Below are 17,498 nucleotides of genomic sequence, written 5' to 3' on the forward strand. Positions count from 1 at the left end.
AGTATAAACGTATAAGGCGTGTTGTTCATGGGGTTCAAAAAATCGCTGCCGGCGTTCATCCTTGTGATGGCCCCGGCAGTCTGCTTATTACTCATAGCGGCCTCCATCCTGTATGGAGCCAAGAATATTTCGATGGATACCGTCTGGGACTCCATCTTCGCTTTTGACCTGGAGAGCATCGACCATCAGATCATTATGAGCTCCCGGCTGCCCCGAGTCGTCGGGGCTATGTTGATCGGTGCTTTTCTGGCGGTTTCGGGCGCTCTTATGCAGGGGATGACAAGAAACTATCTAGCCTCCCCCTCCATTATGGGGGTATCGGACGGTTCGGTGTTCGCGGTGACCTTGTTCATGGTATTCATTCCGAATGCCAGCTCCAATATGTACATTGTCAGTTCATTGGTTGGTTCCGCGATCGGTGCAGCCGTCGTGTTCGGATTAGCATGGCTTATTCCAGGGGGGCTCAGTCCGGTTCGGCTGGCTATACTCGGAACCGTGATCGGGACGTTTCTTAGCGGAACGGCCGAAGCTTTGGCAGCTTATTTTCAGATTTCCCAAAGCATCAGTTTTTGGTACAATGCCCGGCTGCATGCCATGGATCCCGAGCTGATCAAGCTGAGTATTCCGTTTGCGATCGTCGGTTTGTTCCTCGCCGTGGTTTTGTCCAAATCGATTACGCTGCTCTCCCTCGGGGACGAGACGGCCAAGGGGCTTGGCGTCAAAACATGGCTGGTCAAAGGCCTCGCGATGCTGGCGGTGGTGATCTTGACGGGCGTATCGGTGGCGCTGGCAGGGAAGGTTGCCTTTGTAGGCTTGATTGTCCCTCATATTGCACGGTACTTATCGGGCTCCGATTACCGATGGATCGTACCGGTGTCGGGCGTGCTTGGCGGCATGTTCCTGGCGCTGTGCGACATCCTCGCCCGGTTCGTGAACAGCCCTTTCGAGACGCCGGTCGGTGTCATCACTTCGCTGATCGGCGTGCCGTTCTTCCTCTATCTGATCAAGACGAGGGGAGGGGCTCAGCGTGCGTAACGCATCTAATCGGTTCCCGATAGTGCTGGCAGGCGGGATAGCGGTCGTATTGGCAGCCGTTTATTTCAGCCTGACCAACGGAACGTTTGACATGTCCATCAAGGAAGTATTCCAGACGCTGTTTCGGATGAAGCCCAATTCGGACTTTGATCTTGTCGTGTTTGAATTCAGGCTTCCCCGAATCGTGCTTGGCGCCCTCGTCGGGTTTGCGCTCGGTATGGCCGGTGCCGTCATCCAAGGGGTAACCCGCAACGGGCTTGCGGATCCGGGCATCCTCGGCATCAATGCAGGCGCCGGCATGGCGGTCGTACTGTTTATGTTCCTGCTGCAAGGGCAGATCACGATGACCGGCTGGCTCGGGGTGATGATGATGCCCATGTTCGGCATCGCGGGCGGTTTGGCAGCGACCACGGCCATATACATGTTTGCGAGAGAAAACGGAAAGCTGGACCCACAGCGGCTCATACTTGTGGGCATTGCGATCGCATCCGGCTTTGGAGCCGTTACCATGTATGTTTCGCTTAAAATGAACCCGAAAGATTATGAGATGGCGGTTGCCTGGCTCGCCGGCAGCCTTCATAGCGCCAACTGGAAGTTTGTGGTGACCATGCTGCCGTGGCTCGTTATTTTGCCGCCTGTCATCTGGCTTCGCTCTCAAGTGCTCGACTTGTTTCAGCTGAGCGAGGAAAGCGTGAAGAGCGTCGGGGTATCCGTCGAGCGCGAGAAAAATAGATTGCTTCTGTGCAGCATCGGCCTGGTGAGCGCCAGCGTAGCCGTATCCGGCAGCATCGGGTTTGTCGGCCTGATTGCTCCGCATCTGGCCAGGCAGCTTGTCGGACTGCGGCACAGGCATATCATCCCGATCAGCGGCCTTGCCGGCATGGCGATTGTTGTCATAGGCGACTTCATCGGCAGGACGATATTCGCTCCGGCCGAGCTTGCTGCAGGCATTGTGGTATCCGTGATTGGGGTTCCGTATTTTATTTATTTATTAATTCGCATGAGAAAATAAAAGCAGCTTTCGGGAGGATCACATGAATCGTTACAAGCAGCTGGCAGTTGAGGGCAGAGAGCTTACACTGTATCTGCCTCCTTCCTATCTGGACTCAAACCGTTCCTATCCTGTTGCCTATGTTCAAGATGAAGGAGATATGTTCACGGACTGCCTGAACTATTTGAATCATTTGTTTGCGGCAGGCCGGCTGGAAGAGGTCATCCTGGTCGGAATCTCGACAACGAACCGGAATCGTGAGTATACCCCTTGGCCGGCTGAGCCTTTGCTGGAGAGCAATCCTCCTTTCGGCGGGGAGGGGAGAGCTTATGTCGATGAGGTAGCGGATGTCATCAAAGCATACATAGACCATCAGTACCGAACGCTTCCAGCGCCTGAGCATACGGCCATCATCGGAGGTTCCTTTGGCGGTTTGATCTCGATGTTCGCGGGATATTGGCGTCCCGATACCTTCGGACGAATCGGCATGCTGTCGGCTTCGTTATGGTACGAGGGGGTGATGGACTACATCCGGAAGCAGGGAAAATGGCCGGCAGAGCAGCGGGTGTATATGTCCGTCGGACAGCTTGAAGGGGCGTACAAGCAAAATGCGCAGAAAAACATGTTTGTGAACAACGTGGAGGCCCATCGGTTCTGGCTTGAGCAAGGGGTGAGCCCTGAGCGGCTGCAGCTGGCGGTAGATCCTGACGGAACCCATGATCCTATCTTTATGTCCAGAAGATTTCCGGATGCGCTGCGGTGGTTGTTCGTCGGGGAAGCAGAGGAGCAAGCATCGGCGAAGGGGCGAGCTCAATATGAGGATCCGAATTATCAGGAAAAGCACGAATCGCATAATAACCAAGATAACCAAGATAACCAAGTAAAGGCCTCGTTGTTTTCCGTACCGGGAACGCTGACCTGGTCCATGCAGTCCGACGAGACGGGCCGCGAATACCGCATTTTCATCGCCGAGCCGATGGGACCGCCTCCTGAGGGAGGTTATCCCGTGTTATATTCGCTGGATGCCAATGCCACCTTCGGCACGCTGGCCGAAGCCATCCGCCTGCAATCCCGCACACCTCGTGGCATTCCCTCTGCGCTCATCGTCGGCATCGGCTTTGACAGTGACAGCCCTATCGTAAGCAGCGAACGCTTCTATAACTTTACGGAATATGCCGATCCCGCTGAACTGCCTGTCCGGCCAAACGGCATGGATTGGCCGGAGACGGGCGGGGTGGAGGCGTTCCTTACCTTCATCGAGCAGCAGCTGAAGCCGGCCGTGGAGCGACGGTATGCAGTGAACCGATCGAAGCAGGCGCTGTTCGGACACTCGCTCGGTGGATTTTTCACTTTGTATACCTTATTCACCAGACCGGAAACCTTTTCGCGGTATATTGCGGCATGTCCGTCGGTGTGGTGGAAGAATTACGCGCTGTACCAGCGATGGGAAGAGGGGAAAACCCGTTTAGGACAAAGCGGGGAGCGCAAGTCGCTCCGCTTGTACGTGGGGGCCGAGGAGAAGCCGTCCATGGTGAAGGATGCCAGGGAACTCTATGCCTTTCTCAGAGGGCATGAAGATGTGCTGGAGACGACGTTCGACGAAATTGAGGGTGAGGGGCATGTTTCGATATTGCCGGCCCTCATAAGCCCCCTGCTTCGTTTTGTGAATGCGTAATCAACCAAAGAATGCCTCAATCATAAATAAGCAGCTTCGAATCCAGTGAACATCGGGATATCGAAGCTGCTTATTCTGTGTTGTATGCAGACGGGTCGTTAATCGGGCAATTCCGGATCATCGAGAATGGAAGAATATTTCGGGTATAATCTGCGAATGCAATCCGGACAAATATCATGGGTAAACTCAATGGGGAGGCGGCTCTCCAAATAGCTCTCCACAGGCTCCCATTCATCCGCTTGGCGAACATATTTGCACACGGCACAGATCGGGATATGTCCTGGAAGAGGGAAGCTGTGGGCCAGCGCTTGTTCCAGCAGCAGTTCCCTGTGCTTGAACTTCGTAATATCCGTGAACGATATCATGGCTCCGTGAACACGGCTGTCCTTGTTCATCATCAGCGGCAGCACCTCGCACAGAACCCAGTTCTGCCGGTCATTCCATTCCACGGCATATTCAAAAGAATAATCAGGCAGCTTGCCCAGTATCACTTCCTTTACGGAGGGCAAATCCACCTCCTGGGAAAATGGATCGAATACAGAACACAAGTGCCGGGAAGTCATATCGAAAAAAGATGCTCCATGCCACCTAAAGTCAGGCGGGACACCGTATTTTTCGGCCATGGCAATGAGCGGATCGTTGATTTTGTCTATGATGCCATCCGGGGTAAGAACCATCAGCCCTTTATTCAAGGAGTGTACTGCATTATTCCAGGATGTGGTCATGGTATCGTAGGGCAATTTACTCGCTCCTCGTACGGAATAGACTCATGAGTAAAAGATACGACGATCCATGAGTACTATGGTATAATTTAGGCAATATATTTAGATTATACACGTAATTAAGTCATTATGCAAGAAAAAAAATACGTACATAAGATATTTTTCTTTTAAAGAGAAATAGGAAGGCGGTTGTTTGATGCAGTCTATTTACCAACGAATCGAACATCTCATAGAAAGCCGGGGTATGACCAAGAAGGCGTTTTGTGAAACCCTCGGGATCAGCACAGGAAATTTTGGTGACTGGAAGAGGGGAAAAACAACGCCGAGCACGAATAAATTGATTGAGATTGCAGCATTTTTTTCCGTCAGCCTGGATTGGCTGATTATAGGAAGAGGTAGTCCGACCAACCGTGTCAAGGAAGCTCGCGGGGAATATGAAGTAGATCCGGAATCTTTGGATCCTGCCTTAATGTCTGGTCTGACAGAGCATGAGAAGGAATTTATCCGCGAATACATCGAGTTTTCGGCTTATCGGAAGGATAAGCGCAGCGACAAGAGCTAGCTGATGAAAACGGCCAACCCAAAGGCCCAGATTTTGGCGCTTTACTTTTGAACAAGAGGGCAGTATAATAGGGAATGTTCGCTGCAGAACATCCCTTATACATGCGGTAGTGGTGGAATGGCAGACACGCTATCTTGAGGGGGTAGTGGGTGTATACCCGTGGAGGTTCGAGTCCTCTCTACCGCATACTTTATAAAGAAGCTGTTTATCAAGTGGAATTCCCTTTGATAAGCGGCTTTTTTTGTTATGTTCTTCGCGTGCAGGAATAACGCTGCATCTATGGTGAAATGCCCTGTTTATCGTTTCAAATTGCCCTGAAAGTTTAAAGAGTACATGTAGAGACCATAATAGGGCATGAAGGAGATGAACGAGCATGAAACCATTATACACAGCAGATGTTAAAGTCGTCGGAGGGCGGGAAGGCTCGGTTGAATCTGCCGATGGCGTTCTCAATCACAAATTAAGCATGCCGAAAGAGCTCGGAGGTCCGGGCGGAGCCGGAACCAATCCGGAGCAGCTGTTCGCGGCCGGTTATGGCGCCTGCTATGAAAGCGCCTTGGCCAACATCGCCCGCAAGGAGGGCGTCGAGCTGAAGGATGTCGTGATCCACTCCCAGGTGTCGATCGGAAAAGACGAAGGCGCTGACGGCTTTAAGCTGGCAGTGAAGCTGAAGATCGAAATGCCGGGCATCGAACGAAGCCAGGCGGAGGATCTCGCGAAGAAAGCGCACGCGTTTTGCCCATATTCCAAAGCAACCCGGGGCAACATCGACGTGGAGTTAAGCGTAAGCTAACGATGGAGGATTCGGATGGCTCTCTAAAATGGGGGTCATCCTTTTTTGTCGGCTAAAGACGCTCAATATGAAACTTTTTACATGATACGCCGTACTTCAGTTAAAGCTATGCATTGAAAGGGGCGCTTGGAATGCGAATAGAACAAATGATAGAGGAACGGTTTGTATGCAGCAAATGCGGAGGGAACCACTGCCAGACGAAAGAGGTCTCGATGTCTGGGGCAGGCTTGAGCAAAATGTTTGATATCCAGCACAATCATTTCCTATTTGTTTCCTGCACGAACTGCGGATATGTGGAAGTCTTCAACCCGGATATATTGGAAGGTAAAAAGAGGGGGCAGCTGGGCTCGATCCTGGATGTGTTCTTCGGTTGACATCACCCTTAAAATTCTTTAATATGACTAAGTACCAGAAAGTACAAACCAGTCATAAGGAATTTAAATAAAATAAACGGGTGATGAACATGCCATACAGACCGCAGATTGCAAATGTGACCACAGCTGGAAGCAATGAAAAGGAAGGGCTTTACGAATTCATTATCCACACGGCTGACGGAACGGATATTCGCGTATTCTATAACCGCTTCCCGGAATGGAAACTGACTGCGCTTAGCCGACTTGGGAAAGTACCTTGCCCGGTTTGTCGTAAGGATTTCATATGCAAATGCATGGAGAAATTCTCGAACGAATTCGACCAGCAGATGAGAGACGGCGAGTGGCTGAACAAAGCTGCTGAGTAATAAACCAATAAGCGTACTTGATCAAGCGTAGGAGAGGGCTCCTGCGTTTTTTCTTTTTTTATGGCGTGAAGGGAGCGAATAAAATATGAAGGATCGTGCAACCGAAAATCATGAGGAATATGCAATTGTGCTGGTTGATGGCGTGTGTCATATGTGCCAGGGGCTGACTCAATTCATTATCAAGCGAGATCCCCCGGGGGCTTTCCGGTTCGCTTCGCTGCAATCCGAGATCGGTCAGGAGCTGTTGAGGCAGGGAGGGCTCGATGGAGATTCCCCGGAGACGATGGTGCTGATTGAACAGGGTAGATATTACACCAGATCGACGGGAGCTCTTCGGATTGCGCGGCGTCTTCGCTTTCCTTGGCCGCTGTTGTATGTCCTGATCCTGATTCCCCCTTTCTTCCGGAACCTGGTGTACCGCTGGGTGGCAAGGAACCGTTACCGGTGGTTCGGGCAATCCAGTGAATGCATGGTCCCGACGCCGGACATTCGGCGCCGGTTTTTATCCTGATTCCGCTTGTTTCAATGATGATGTTCTGCCGTGCCTTCTTGGAATGTCGGAGTTCCCGCTTCCAGGTAGGCGAGCTCGGCCTCGGACAGTTTGCCGACGGCGAACGGTTTCTGGGGAATGATGATGGAGCCGTTGTTGCCGCTGTGCAGCTTGATGAAATACAGCCCCTCTTTTTCGAAGGTTTTGGTCACCGTATACACGCCATCACCCACCTCGACCGCATCCGTCATGGGATCCCGCAGGGAACCGTCATGGCTCCACAGCTCGTAGTGGACAAAATCCGCATCGGGCACTCTTTTGCCGTCTTGGGTAAGGATAATCTCGATGGTCTCCGGCTGTTGGACGGATAATACATCCGGGATGTTCACCTCGGCCATCAATGGGATTTCTTTTTCATACCAGTCGGCTGCCTCGGGACTGGCCGAACAAGCGCTCAGCAGCAGAACCGATAGCAGTACGGTTATAATAATACGGCCTTTCACGATCATGAAACCGCCACCCCTTATATTTGATTGAGTCCTAAGCGAATCAGGCGTTCAGGAAAGCCTTGATCGCCGGTACCTTTCGTACGATGGCGTAATCGATGATCCACACGATGATGAGGGACAAGCCCACAAGCGGGAACAGAATCCCCAAAGCGATAAACAGCAGCAGGAACAGCCTCATGCTCTTGGCGCTTGCCTCGGGCGCTTTCGGAGCCCCCAGTCCGTGGTCCGGTTTTCGTTTCCACCACAAGTACAAACCGCTTACCGCAATGAGAATGATGCCTAGGCATATCAGCAAACTGAAAATTTGGTTGACGATGCCGAATTGGGTTCCTTTGTGCAGCGTAATGCCCAAGGCAACGGCTTTGCCGACGGATCCGTAATGATCATAGCGATAATCCGCCAACACCGCTCCGCTGTACTGGTCGATATGCAGGGTGGCTTCGTCCTGCGCTTTCGGCGGATAGGCCGACAACGTATACACCCCGTCCGCTTGCTGTGGGATGCTGATGGTGTAACTCGGATGCATTCCCTCGCTTCGGGCTACGTACATGACATCTTCAATCGGAAGCGGCATAAAGTCGGAGATGGTGGAGTTGGGAACCTCCAGATTTTCGGCCGCCCAAGGCACCTCTGCCACTTCCTTCGTCCGTACCACATGGGAGGATGGCGCACTGCCCGACCAGATGGAAGGAGGATAGCCGGCACCGGTATTGGTTGCTACGATTTGGAAATTGCTGCCCCACAGGCCTGACCAAGGTAATCCGGTCATGACGAGAAACAGCATGCCTGCTGCGATCCAGAATGCGGGAACGGCGTGCAGGTCCCGGCGAAGAATTTGCTTGCCCTTGCCAAGCCTCGGATACAGGATCCCTGCGAGGCTTCTTTTCTTTTTGCTTTTGTTTTTATTTTTCGGGAACCATAAAAACAAACCGGTGATGATGAGCACGATCGCCCAGCAGGCGGCAAGCTCCACGATCCGGTCCCCGATGGTTCCGACCATCAGCTCGCCGTGGAACTCCTCGATTTTGTCCATGATCCGGTCTTTGTCTTTCAGTTCGCCCATCTTTTCTCCCGTATAGGGGTCCATGAAGACGGTCATGGATTCGCTGCCCGAGGTCAGACTGATTTCCGTGGAGCGGGAATCCGACTCGCCGGGGCGGTATTTCGTGATGGTAGCGTCAGGGTAGAGCTCTTTCACTTGTCCGACCAGCTTGCTGGGCGTTACCCGTTCGGCTTGTGGGGTTACCGTGTAGTAGTCCCGATATAACGCTTGTTCAATCTGAGGCTTAAATAAGTAAACGGAGCCGGTTACAGCCAGGATGATCAGAAAAGGAGCGAACATGATGCCGGCATAGAAATGCCATCTCCAGACGGTTTTGTACAGTGGGGCAGAGCTTGGATTTGCTGATTGATTTTCATTGGGTTTGGCTGCCGGCGTTTTCTTTTTCCCCATGGCTCGTGGCTCCTTTTCAAATACGGCTAAAATTTATATAAGATGAACATATGCGTTCATTTCATATGCAATCAGGTTCATAGCTACTTCAGCGGTGCCCGGAAACCGGCTTGCTCGGCTTCTTCCTCGCTGCAGAACCACTGCTCCTGCTTCGTGCGCTCATAGTACGGGGATTCGGGCGTATGATAGATTTTCTCGCCCTTGGAGTTGATGTTGCCTTTAATGTCGCAGGCTTGCTCGGACGGTTGGGGCTTCTCGGTAGGCGCTTGGATTGCTGTGGCGTCAGGGTTGTTGTTCTTATTCGTATCGTCCTGTTCCTCGGGATGGAATCCGTCTTCCTGGGCGTAGTTCTCTACGCTCCATATGCCGAGCCCCTTGTCCCGGCTGATTCGCTGCAAATCATCGAATTTGTCCACATAGCGCGTGTTGGGCGGATAAATGTAGGCAACGCGGGCCAGTCCTTCCTCAAGCAGCGATTCCTGGACCATTTTCCCGTCGGCATACACGTAAGCGAGCAGCCTGGAGTATTTATCCCGGTTCGGACCGATATCGAACTCCAATTCAAGCCGATCGGCTTGTTCCACGAGCTCCTTCGTAAAAGCCTTGGCCTCGGGCCCGAACGGCTGGACGCCCAGTTTCGGATGGCTTGTCTCGGGCGTGTCGACCAGCAGCATGCGAACATTCTCTTTTTTGCCTTCGAACATGACGCTGATGGTGTCGCCGTCAACGGCTTTGACCAATTCCACGGCAACCCGCGGCAGGTTCAGATCATCGGTGGGATAAGTTGTCTGCTTGGCATTCGTTGTGCCGGCGTCTGTCTTGGCTTCGGATGTACGTTTCGCTGCGGTTTCTTCGTTCGATGTCGCAGGGGACATCAGCGGCTGGCTGCAGCCGGATAATAACAGCAGGGCGGTTAGAAAAGCGGCTAGTATACGTTTGTTCATGGGTGTCACTCTCCAAGCTTGGAAGTATTGGTTTAGATGGTTTAGGAGTTTATATATGTTAATTCTATATAAGAAGTTTCTATATAGAGAACACTCGTTCTAAGCCTATATAGTAGGACATTTATCCTTGCTTTGACAATAGTGATTAAGGGCTATCTCTACATAAAAAATAAAGTCTTGCCGTTCTCCTGCAACTGTGATATTCTAATGTCAAATTAGAACAGACAACGGAAGCACCGTTCATTGTCCGCGATTTCGCGGCTTTGACGGTGCTTTTTTTGCGTTGTTACAGAGGAGAGGGATTGGCATGATGATACCGGCCCGACTTGTGCTGGCAGTGCAGGATTCCCGGTATGTCGAACCGCTGCTGAATTATGTGCATGGAAGCTCCTACGGATCGGCTCTGCAGGTGACCGCATTCACCCGCGTAGAATCATTCCTTCATTATATGGACTCGGGGGAGAAGCCGAATTTGGTCGTGGGGGATGCGGATATGCTGGAGAACTGGCTCAGCCAGAGGGAGGCATCGGTTCCATGGCTGCTCCTAAGCGAAGGCCATTCAGCGCTTTCTCTTATGGAGGGCTGCGACAGCACCCCCAAATACCAGCCGCTGCCTCAGCTGCTGGACATCATGGTAACCCGTTGCAGGCGAAGCGGGGGAACGCTGGAGAAATTGAATTCGGGATCAACACCGGTGATCGGCATCGTCTCTTCCCTGGGAGGGAGCGGGAAATCAACGATCGCCATGAACATGGCGAAGCAGCTTGGCGTGCTCGGTTTGAGAGTTTTCTATCTCAATTTGGAGAGCGTGAACAGCAGTGCGTTGTTTCCGTCCGGATCCGTCGGCATGGAGGGGAGCTTTTCGCGATTACTGTATGACGTTAAGGCCTCCCAAGAATCGGCTTCCGAGACGGAGCTGTCGATAGCTCCCTATATCATCAGGCATCATGGCTTGAAGTGCGATTCCTTTGAGCCCAGCTTCAACGTTAAGGAAATATCGGAAATGACCGTGGACGATACATCCCTGCTGTTGACCTCCCTGATATCATGCCATCATTACGATGCCATTGTGGTGGATACCGAGGGGGACTCGGGGGAACGATTGCAGGCGGTTCTCGAACAGGCCGGACTGCTGATCTGGGTGCTGTTGGATGATTTGATCAGCATGCATAAGAGCGGCGTATGGCTGGATCAATTGGAGCTTAAGAGCCCCGCCCAGTTCGGAAGCGTGAGGAAACGGAGCCGCTTCATCGTCAACCGGTACACGGGTCAGCTTGTTAACGGGCTTCCCCGCAAGGATATGAGCATAGACGGCGTGCTGCCTTATATCCCTTCATGGAAGCAGCTCCATCGGGAAGATCTGCTGTTGTCCTCGCCGATCTATCAAAGGGAGGTATTGAAGCTCTGCCAGCAGCTGCTGGAGGGCTCGGGTATCATGCCGGTTCATGCGGGCGGTGGGAAGTGATGTTGGAGGATCCGTTTAAATCGGTTCGGGATCAGGTTCGCTCCGAGCTTGATATGAGTGCGAGCGTTAACAACTCGGAATTAATGGCCCGCATCGAGGAAATGGTGTGGAGAAGACGCGAGCTCATGGAGCTGACCGCAGCCGAGAAGCGGAGGCTGGTGCGGAGGGTATTCGACTCTTTTCGCGGGCTGGATGTGCTTCAACCTCTGGTGGACAACCCCCGGATTACTGAAATTATGATAAACAGCCACCAGGATATATTCATCGAGCAGGACGGCGAGGTCAAGAAGCTGCCGCTCCAATTCGAGTCCCAGAGCCGGCTGGAGGATATCATTCAGAGCATTGTGGGTACGGTAAACCGGGTGGTGAATGAATCGACGCCCATCGTTGACGCGAGATTGAAGGATGGCTCCCGGGTGAATATCGTGCTCCCGCCCATCGCGCTGAAAGGGCCGACCATGACGATCCGCAAGTTTCCGGAATCGCCGATGACGATGGATGACCTGGTTGGAAGGGGAGCGCTGACGGAGGAGGCGGCAGAGCAGCTCCGGATATTGGTTAAGGGCAAGTATAACATTTTTATAGGCGGCGGGACGGGGTCGGGGAAGACGACTTTCCTGAATGCGCTGTCGCAATATATTCCGCCTGATGAACGTGTCATTACGATCGAAGACTCGGCGGAGCTGAAGATCGTGACGGTCCCGAACCTCGTGTCGCTGGAGACCCGGAATGCCAACACGGAAGGCCGGGGGGAGATCGCGATGCGCGATCTGATCCGTTCCTCGCTGCGGATGCGTCCCAATCGGATCGTGGTGGGCGAGGTGCGGGGCAGCGAGGCGCTGGATATGCTGCAGGCCATGAATACCGGGCATGACGGAAGTTTGTCGACGGGGCATGCCAACAGCACGCAGGACATGATCAGCCGTTTGGAGACGATGGTGCTGAGCGGTGCGGATCTTCCGATCAGCGTAGTCCGCCAGCAGATTAGCTCGGCGATTGATATATTTGTGCATTTATCCCGGTTAAGGGATCGATCGCGACGCGTAACGGAGATTAGCGAAGTGATTGGAATGAGCGACGGCGAGGTGGTGCTGAACCCGCTTTACCGGTTTCGTGAAACGGGCGAATCGGGCGGCCGGGTGATCGGGCGCCTGGAGCCTTGCGGCAATCCGCTTCAATCGGCGGACAAGCTTCATATGGCCGGGATTACGGCTTGGCCGCTGCAGAAGACGATGGAGGTGACATAAATGAAACGCTCCGGCAGTCCTGCCTGGATGTCCAAAGAGGGCCAAGGCGGCCGAGTGATCAAGAGGAGCAAAGCCGCCGGTAAACCCGAGCATGCAGCGGGGGCTCGAACCCATGCCCTTCCGGATTACAGTGTCTATCATCTCTCCATGAGGCAGAGAACGGCATGTGTGATCCTTGGCGGCCTTTTGTTTTGCTTCATCGGTTATCTGTTCTATCACAACCTGATATTGTCGCTGCTGCTGGGAGCGGGGGGGCTGATGATCCCTAAATTGTGGCGGCGGTTCATGCTGGAACGCAGACGAAGGACGATGAATCTTCACTTCAAGCAAGCTCTCTATTCCTTGTCCTCGTCCCTGTCGGCCGGCCGCTCCGTGGAGAACGGGTTCAGGGATGCCGTTCAGGACTTGCTGCTTCTGGATCCCGGGGGCAGCAGCGATCTGATCTTCGAACTCAAGGTCATTGTGTCCCGTTTGGAGTACGGTGAGCCTATTGAAGTGGCACTGCAGGATTTTGCAAGAAGGGCGGGGATGGAGGATTTAACGAATTTTGCCGATGTCTTCTCGACTTGCAAACGCACAGGCGGGGATTTGGTCGAAGTCGTGCGCAGAACCTCGTCCGTCATCGGGGAGAAGCTGGATATCCAGCAGGAGATATCCGTGATGATTGCACAGAAGCGATTCGAATCCAAGGCGCTTCTAGCCGCCCCGTTCCTCCTGCTGCTGTTCATGAATATGACATCCCCCGATTATATGGAGCCCATGTACAGCGGATCGGGGATCATGATCTCTACTTTTGCACTGGCGGCTTTAGGAGGCTGTTTCTTATGGATCACCAAAATGATGAATATCAAGGTGTAAGGAGGTGAGGCGGGAATGCTGACATGGATGTCCGGCGTGCTGATGGTTCTGCTTGTGGGTGGTTGGGTGGTGCTGAATCAAACGTGCGGCGAACGATACCATCGTCTTGGCAGATTGTCCATGGATGGGCTCAGGCTGCAGCGGTTAGCGCCGCCTCTGTTGTTCCTGCTGGAGCGGGGGAAGGTTCCGATGCGCTTCCCGATTGTATTCTACCGGATGCAGGGCTCCGTTCAGAAGATCCATGGCCTGCGGCACAGCGCGGAATTGACGTTGTTATTTATGGCCGAGGCCCTTGCGTATACATGGCTTATTTTGATCGGCGGCTGCTTGTGGTCATTGCTGTCCGGGGACGTAATCGGACTTCTGGCTGGATTGGCATTGGGGGCATTGCTGCCCGTCGCTTTGATGAAGGACCTCCATAAAAAGGTCACGCTGCGTGAGCAGGATATCGTGATGGAGCTGCCGGAGCTTCTGAACAAAATTGTGCTGCTTGTCGGCGCCGGCGAGACGGTGCAGAGGGCGATCATTCATTGCGTGGAACGGAACGAGGACGCGAGCCATCCCCTGTATGCTGAACTGAAGAGAATGGTGCTTGAATGGGAGGGAGGCCATCCGTTCCAGCAAGCCTTCGAGCAGTTCAATAAACGGTGCGGCGTTCAGGAAGTATCGATATTTACAACAACCGTCCTGCTTAATTTTCGGCGCGGCGGTAATGACTTTGTCCTGGCACTGCGGGATTTGTCCAGAGTGCTGTGGGAGAAGCGCAAGGCCATTGCAAGAACAAGGGGCGAGCAGGCCTCCTCGAAGCTGGTGCTGCCAATGGTGGTCATCTTCATGATCGTGATTGTTTTGCTCGGAGCGCCTGCATTTATGATGATGAACATGTAGAAGGGACCGGTGTACGAAATATGATGTTAAACATGGCGAAGAACGGGATGAAAGCTTTTTGGAAGGATGAGAAAGGGATCGGAACGCTTGAGATGATCCTGATCCTCGTCGTTATTTTGATTATCGCGCTTATATTTAAAGATCAGATTACGGCCTTGGTGAACAACTTGTTTAAAAACGTGAACAACAAGAGTAAAGAGTTCCTTGAATAATCGGCTGCAGAGAAGATGGAAGGACGATACGGGGAGCTTCACGGTTGAAGCCTCCCTGGTTCTTCCCATCGTGCTGACGGTGACGATTTTGCTTCTGTTCCTATGCTTGTATATTTATCAGCAGTCCATGCTGGTTCAGGCATCGGCAGCTGCTTCTGAAAGGACTGCGTATATCTGGGACAACAGCCATAAGATCGCTGCCTCGGGATCCGTGGAACAGGGCCGCCATGATGCGTTATATTGGCGGTTAACCGACGATAACGTTGTCGGGACCTTATTCGGTTTGGCGGGGGGAGACAGTACGAGGTCGATTACACTGCCGCAAGGGGAGGTTGAGGGCGGAAAATTGCCCGAGCTTAAGATGTCCAAGGGCGGCACGGCCGTGCCTTCCAGCATGGCTGGAGAGATGCGTTATACGAATCAGCTGCTCATGCGAAAAGTAACGACGTCGTTAAACGAGCAGGTCTCTCTGACGCCAATCAGCCGAATGCTGGACGATGGCGGCCAGATCAAGGTCAACTCACAATCGATTGTGGTTGATCCCGTTGAATTTATCCGCACGGTGGATTTGATGCGGTATTACGGATCGAAGTTTCAAGGCGGGAGAAACGGAACGGATAAGGCAGCCGCAGGAGAAGTTCTACAAAAGTTCGGAGGTTCGCGATAGTCATGACGAAGCAAGGGAAAGCGCGGTCTAGTCGGAGAAGGAGAGAGGTGGGCCGATCGCCTGATGGATCTGTATCTGTTTTTTTGATTATCGCTCTGGCAGCCGTATTTATGTTTGTAGCCATATTCATTGATTTCTCGCGTATCGCGGCCATGAAGGTGCAAAGCGAGAGGCTGACAAGAGCAGCCGTACGCTCCGTGATGTCATCCTACGATCCGCAGCTTCAGAAGGAATACGGACTGTATGCCCATGGAGGCACCAGCGGGGATCTCATTATGGGCAATGTGCTGAATGACAGCTTGAATCCGGGAGACCGCAGCGATGCGTTCCGGTTAATGGCGATGGAACTCGATAGCTCGGGGCTTGAATTGCAGCGTCCATTGGGCGCTTATGACATCTTCAACCGGCAGATCATCGAGGACATGAAGTATAAAGCGCCGATCGATTTCACTTTAGAATTAGTGGGCAAGTTCAAACCGCTATCGCAGTCCATGAAGGAAGCTTCCAATACGGTCGATGTGCTTAAGAAGCTGCGCAAGCTGTATGACAAGCGGGAAGCGGCGCTGGATGAGATGCTGGCAAAACAGCGCAAGGCAGGAGAGCATGCGATCCAGCTATCGAAGCTGGTTATGGATCCGCCTGGACAACCAATCAACGATACTTCGCTTGGGGGCAGCATCCAAACCGCTGCCGACGGGGCATCGCAGTATGAGGATTATAAAGATAAACAACAGGAGGACGCGGACAGGCCTCCCAAGGAGAAACAGTATACGCTTCTACTCATGGCTTACCGGAGCGGAATGTCTTCCATCGGCTCGCAGATATCGAGAGAGGCCGGACGGTTTCAGCGGGAGAATGACAAGCTTCTAGCGGATGCGCAGCAATTATGGGAGGAAGCCAGGAGTTTGAACGAGGAGATGAAGCAGGCCATCAAGGAATCCGAGAACCGTTCATCTAATGCGGGGTATGACCAAGTGACGAATGACATAACGCCGGGGTCTGCTGCTTCCCCCGGGTCAGAAGCGGAGATGATCCAATCCATTCGGAAGCAAGCGGACAAATTAATTCATAGCGATGACTTCTTAAACGGCTTTCGGCAAGAAATCGACAACCAGGAGCGTCGATATCAACAGGTTGTCCGAGCTGTGGCCGCGCTACAGTCTTCATTGGGCGGGGAGGGGATGAAGGGAGCCGTACTCGGAGCTAGCCGCGAATTGCAGAATTACATTTCTAATTATGGGGTATCAGGCAGCGGAAATATCATGGATCGGCAGCAGGCGGCGTTGGAGCAGTTTCGCACATCGGATAAGGAACGGAAGGCGATGGAGAAGCTGGCCAATCAGAAGCTGAAGCAGGCATCCAAAGCCATCGAGGCGATCAACGGGCTGAATGGACAGCATCAAGCCATTAGTGATGAGTTTCGTGAACTCCAGCAGTACTATGACGAAAGCCTTCAATTTAATGCGGAAGCGGACAGCATGAGTAAGGGAAAGCCACTGGACGACGATCCGTATGATGCCGGCAAACAAGCAATGGATAATATGGACGGTATGTTTGGATTTATGGGGAACGTGCTTGGCGGTGTTAGGGATGAACTGTTTCAGAATGAGTACGCCGTTCATTATTATCAGCATTTCGATGTCGGGAACTTATCCGGAATCGTTGACGGGTCCAGCACGGGAGAGGAGATAGTGCAGGAGTTCGCTATCGGGAACCAGGAAGTGGAATATATTCTGTACGGATTTCACAACCCCGCCGGGAATATATCGGCGGTTTATGCAGAAATCTTCGCTTCCAGGCTCGCCATTCGGACGATGGAAGGATTCGTCGTCAACAGCAAATTAGGAAATCCGTTGGCGGTTTTGGCGGCAGCCATTCTGTATGGGATTGAGAAGGCTATCGAGGATATGATCCAGCTGTGTCAGAAGGGAAGCGTTCAGCTTTCCAAGTATGTACCCGTTGAGCTTACCTACAGGGATCATTTACGAATATTTTTGTTTATTCACAGCAATAACGAGAAGAAGTTATCGCGCATGCTGGCGCTGATACGATTAAATACCGGCATCAATCCAGCGGAGCGATTTACTTATGCTACAGGGGAAGTTAGGACGGCCATGCGTTTATGGTTTCTTCCGGGAGTGACGAAGTCGATCGGCGTTGCATTCGGAAGCGACGGGGATGAAGTTCAAGGAAGTCGGTACTTGGTCAAGCGCAAGGCGGATTTTTCCTATTAGGATTAGGGGTTACT

Annotated in this window: 19 protein-coding genes and 1 tRNA gene; 16 read left to right on the plus strand and 4 right to left on the minus strand. The window is 52.7% G+C overall.

The window, feature by feature from the left end; all coding sequences use genetic code 11:
- The first annotated feature begins 27 nt into the window (after positions 1-27).
- The 3 genes from BMX45_RS06310 to BMX45_RS06320 are packed head-to-tail and all read left to right on the plus strand — an operon-like array spanning position 28 to position 3,701.
- Entirely contained in the window at positions 28-1,035 is a 1,008-nt protein-coding gene (locus BMX45_RS06310) for a FecCD family ABC transporter permease (protein WP_090908983.1), read from the plus strand.
- Entirely contained in the window at positions 1,028-2,047 is a 1,020-nt protein-coding gene (locus BMX45_RS06315; protein ID WP_090908984.1) for a FecCD family ABC transporter permease, read from the plus strand. Before BMX45_RS06310 ends, BMX45_RS06315 begins: the two co-directional genes overlap by 8 nt.
- A 22-nt stretch (positions 2,048-2,069) precedes the next feature.
- The gene (locus BMX45_RS06320) at positions 2,070-3,701 is read left to right on the plus strand and encodes an alpha/beta hydrolase (protein WP_090908985.1); all 1,632 of its coding nucleotides are present in this window, start codon (positions 2,070-2,072) and stop codon (positions 3,699-3,701) included.
- A gap of 98 nt (positions 3,702-3,799) precedes the next feature.
- On the opposite strand, the gene BMX45_RS06325 is transcribed toward BMX45_RS06320, so the two are convergent.
- Positions 3,800-4,441, minus strand: coding sequence for a hypothetical protein (locus tag BMX45_RS06325; protein ID WP_090908986.1), 642 nt, complete (start codon positions 4,439-4,441; stop codon positions 3,800-3,802).
- A 178-nt stretch (positions 4,442-4,619) separates the two neighbouring features.
- On the opposite strand from BMX45_RS06325, the gene BMX45_RS06330 reads away from it, so the two are divergent.
- From BMX45_RS06330 to BMX45_RS06355, 6 genes are all read left to right on the plus strand, one after another.
- Positions 4,620-4,985: a helix-turn-helix domain-containing protein gene (locus BMX45_RS06330; RefSeq protein WP_090908987.1), complete on the plus strand. Its 366-nt coding sequence runs from the start codon at positions 4,620-4,622 to the stop codon at positions 4,983-4,985.
- Positions 4,986-5,088: 103 nt separating this feature from the next.
- Positions 5,089-5,171, plus strand: a tRNA-Leu gene (locus BMX45_RS06335).
- 187 nt (positions 5,172-5,358) lie between these two features.
- Positions 5,359-5,778 carry an organic hydroperoxide resistance protein gene (locus BMX45_RS06340; RefSeq protein ID WP_090908988.1) on the plus strand — a complete coding sequence of 140 codons (420 nt, stop codon included), beginning with the start codon at positions 5,359-5,361 and terminating at the stop codon, positions 5,776-5,778.
- Between the two features lie 131 nt (positions 5,779-5,909).
- Complete coding sequence (locus BMX45_RS06345; protein WP_006212369.1) at positions 5,910-6,152, plus strand: zinc ribbon domain-containing protein; 243 nt, start codon at positions 5,910-5,912, stop codon at positions 6,150-6,152.
- Between the two features lie 89 nt (positions 6,153-6,241).
- Positions 6,242-6,517: a hypothetical protein gene (locus BMX45_RS06350; protein WP_009594434.1), complete on the plus strand. Its 276-nt coding sequence runs from the start codon at positions 6,242-6,244 to the stop codon at positions 6,515-6,517.
- A gap of 85 nt (positions 6,518-6,602) precedes the next feature.
- Complete coding sequence (locus tag BMX45_RS06355) at positions 6,603-7,028, plus strand: thiol-disulfide oxidoreductase DCC family protein (RefSeq protein WP_090908989.1); 426 nt, start codon at positions 6,603-6,605, stop codon at positions 7,026-7,028.
- Between the two features lie 11 nt (positions 7,029-7,039).
- Here the strand turns inward: BMX45_RS06355 and BMX45_RS06360 are convergent, their stop codons facing one another.
- From BMX45_RS06360 to BMX45_RS06370, 3 genes are all read right to left on the minus strand, one after another.
- On the minus strand, positions 7,040-7,516 hold the full coding sequence (locus tag BMX45_RS06360) for a FixH family protein (RefSeq protein WP_090908990.1): 477 nt from the start codon (positions 7,514-7,516) through the stop codon (positions 7,040-7,042).
- Between the two features lie 40 nt (positions 7,517-7,556).
- Complete coding sequence (locus tag BMX45_RS06365) at positions 7,557-8,969, minus strand: PepSY-associated TM helix domain-containing protein (RefSeq protein ID WP_090908991.1); 1,413 nt, start codon at positions 8,967-8,969, stop codon at positions 7,557-7,559.
- 83 nt (positions 8,970-9,052) lie between these two features.
- Positions 9,053-9,913, minus strand: a complete 861-nt coding sequence (locus BMX45_RS06370) for a thermonuclease family protein (RefSeq protein WP_090908992.1) — start codon at positions 9,911-9,913, stop codon at positions 9,053-9,055.
- 307 nt (positions 9,914-10,220) lie between these two features.
- On the opposite strand from BMX45_RS06370, the gene BMX45_RS06375 reads away from it, so the two are divergent.
- From BMX45_RS06375 to BMX45_RS06405, 7 genes are all read left to right on the plus strand, one after another.
- A complete protein-coding gene (locus BMX45_RS06375) occupies positions 10,221-11,378 on the plus strand; it encodes a P-loop NTPase family protein (RefSeq protein ID WP_090908993.1) in 1,158 nt (385 codons plus the stop codon).
- Complete coding sequence (locus BMX45_RS06380) at positions 11,378-12,625, plus strand: TadA family conjugal transfer-associated ATPase (RefSeq protein ID WP_090908994.1); 1,248 nt, start codon at positions 11,378-11,380, stop codon at positions 12,623-12,625. The genes BMX45_RS06375 and BMX45_RS06380 overlap by 1 nt, the downstream gene beginning before the upstream one ends.
- Positions 12,626-13,483, plus strand: coding sequence for a type II secretion system F family protein (locus tag BMX45_RS06385; RefSeq protein ID WP_090908995.1), 858 nt, complete (start codon positions 12,626-12,628; stop codon positions 13,481-13,483).
- Positions 13,484-13,498: 15 nt separating this feature from the next.
- Positions 13,499-14,371, plus strand: coding sequence for a type II secretion system F family protein (locus tag BMX45_RS06390; protein ID WP_090908996.1), 873 nt, complete (start codon positions 13,499-13,501; stop codon positions 14,369-14,371).
- Between the two features lie 20 nt (positions 14,372-14,391).
- Complete coding sequence (locus BMX45_RS06395; RefSeq protein ID WP_015737227.1) at positions 14,392-14,583, plus strand: Flp1 family type IVb pilin; 192 nt, start codon at positions 14,392-14,394, stop codon at positions 14,581-14,583.
- Positions 14,576-15,250 (plus strand): TadE family protein, encoded by a 675-nt coding sequence (locus BMX45_RS06400; RefSeq protein WP_090908997.1) that lies wholly within the window; start codon positions 14,576-14,578, stop codon positions 15,248-15,250. Before BMX45_RS06395 ends, BMX45_RS06400 begins: the two co-directional genes overlap by 8 nt.
- 83 nt (positions 15,251-15,333) lie before the next feature.
- Positions 15,334-17,484, plus strand: coding sequence for a hypothetical protein (locus BMX45_RS06405; RefSeq protein ID WP_254777986.1), 2,151 nt, complete (start codon positions 15,334-15,336; stop codon positions 17,482-17,484).
- Positions 17,485-17,498 lie beyond the last annotated feature (14 nt).

Source organism: Paenibacillus sp. cl141a, assembly GCF_900109305.1.
In the GTDB taxonomy this organism is placed as follows: domain Bacteria; phylum Bacillota; class Bacilli; order Paenibacillales; family Paenibacillaceae; genus Paenibacillus_AQ; species Paenibacillus_AQ lautus_A.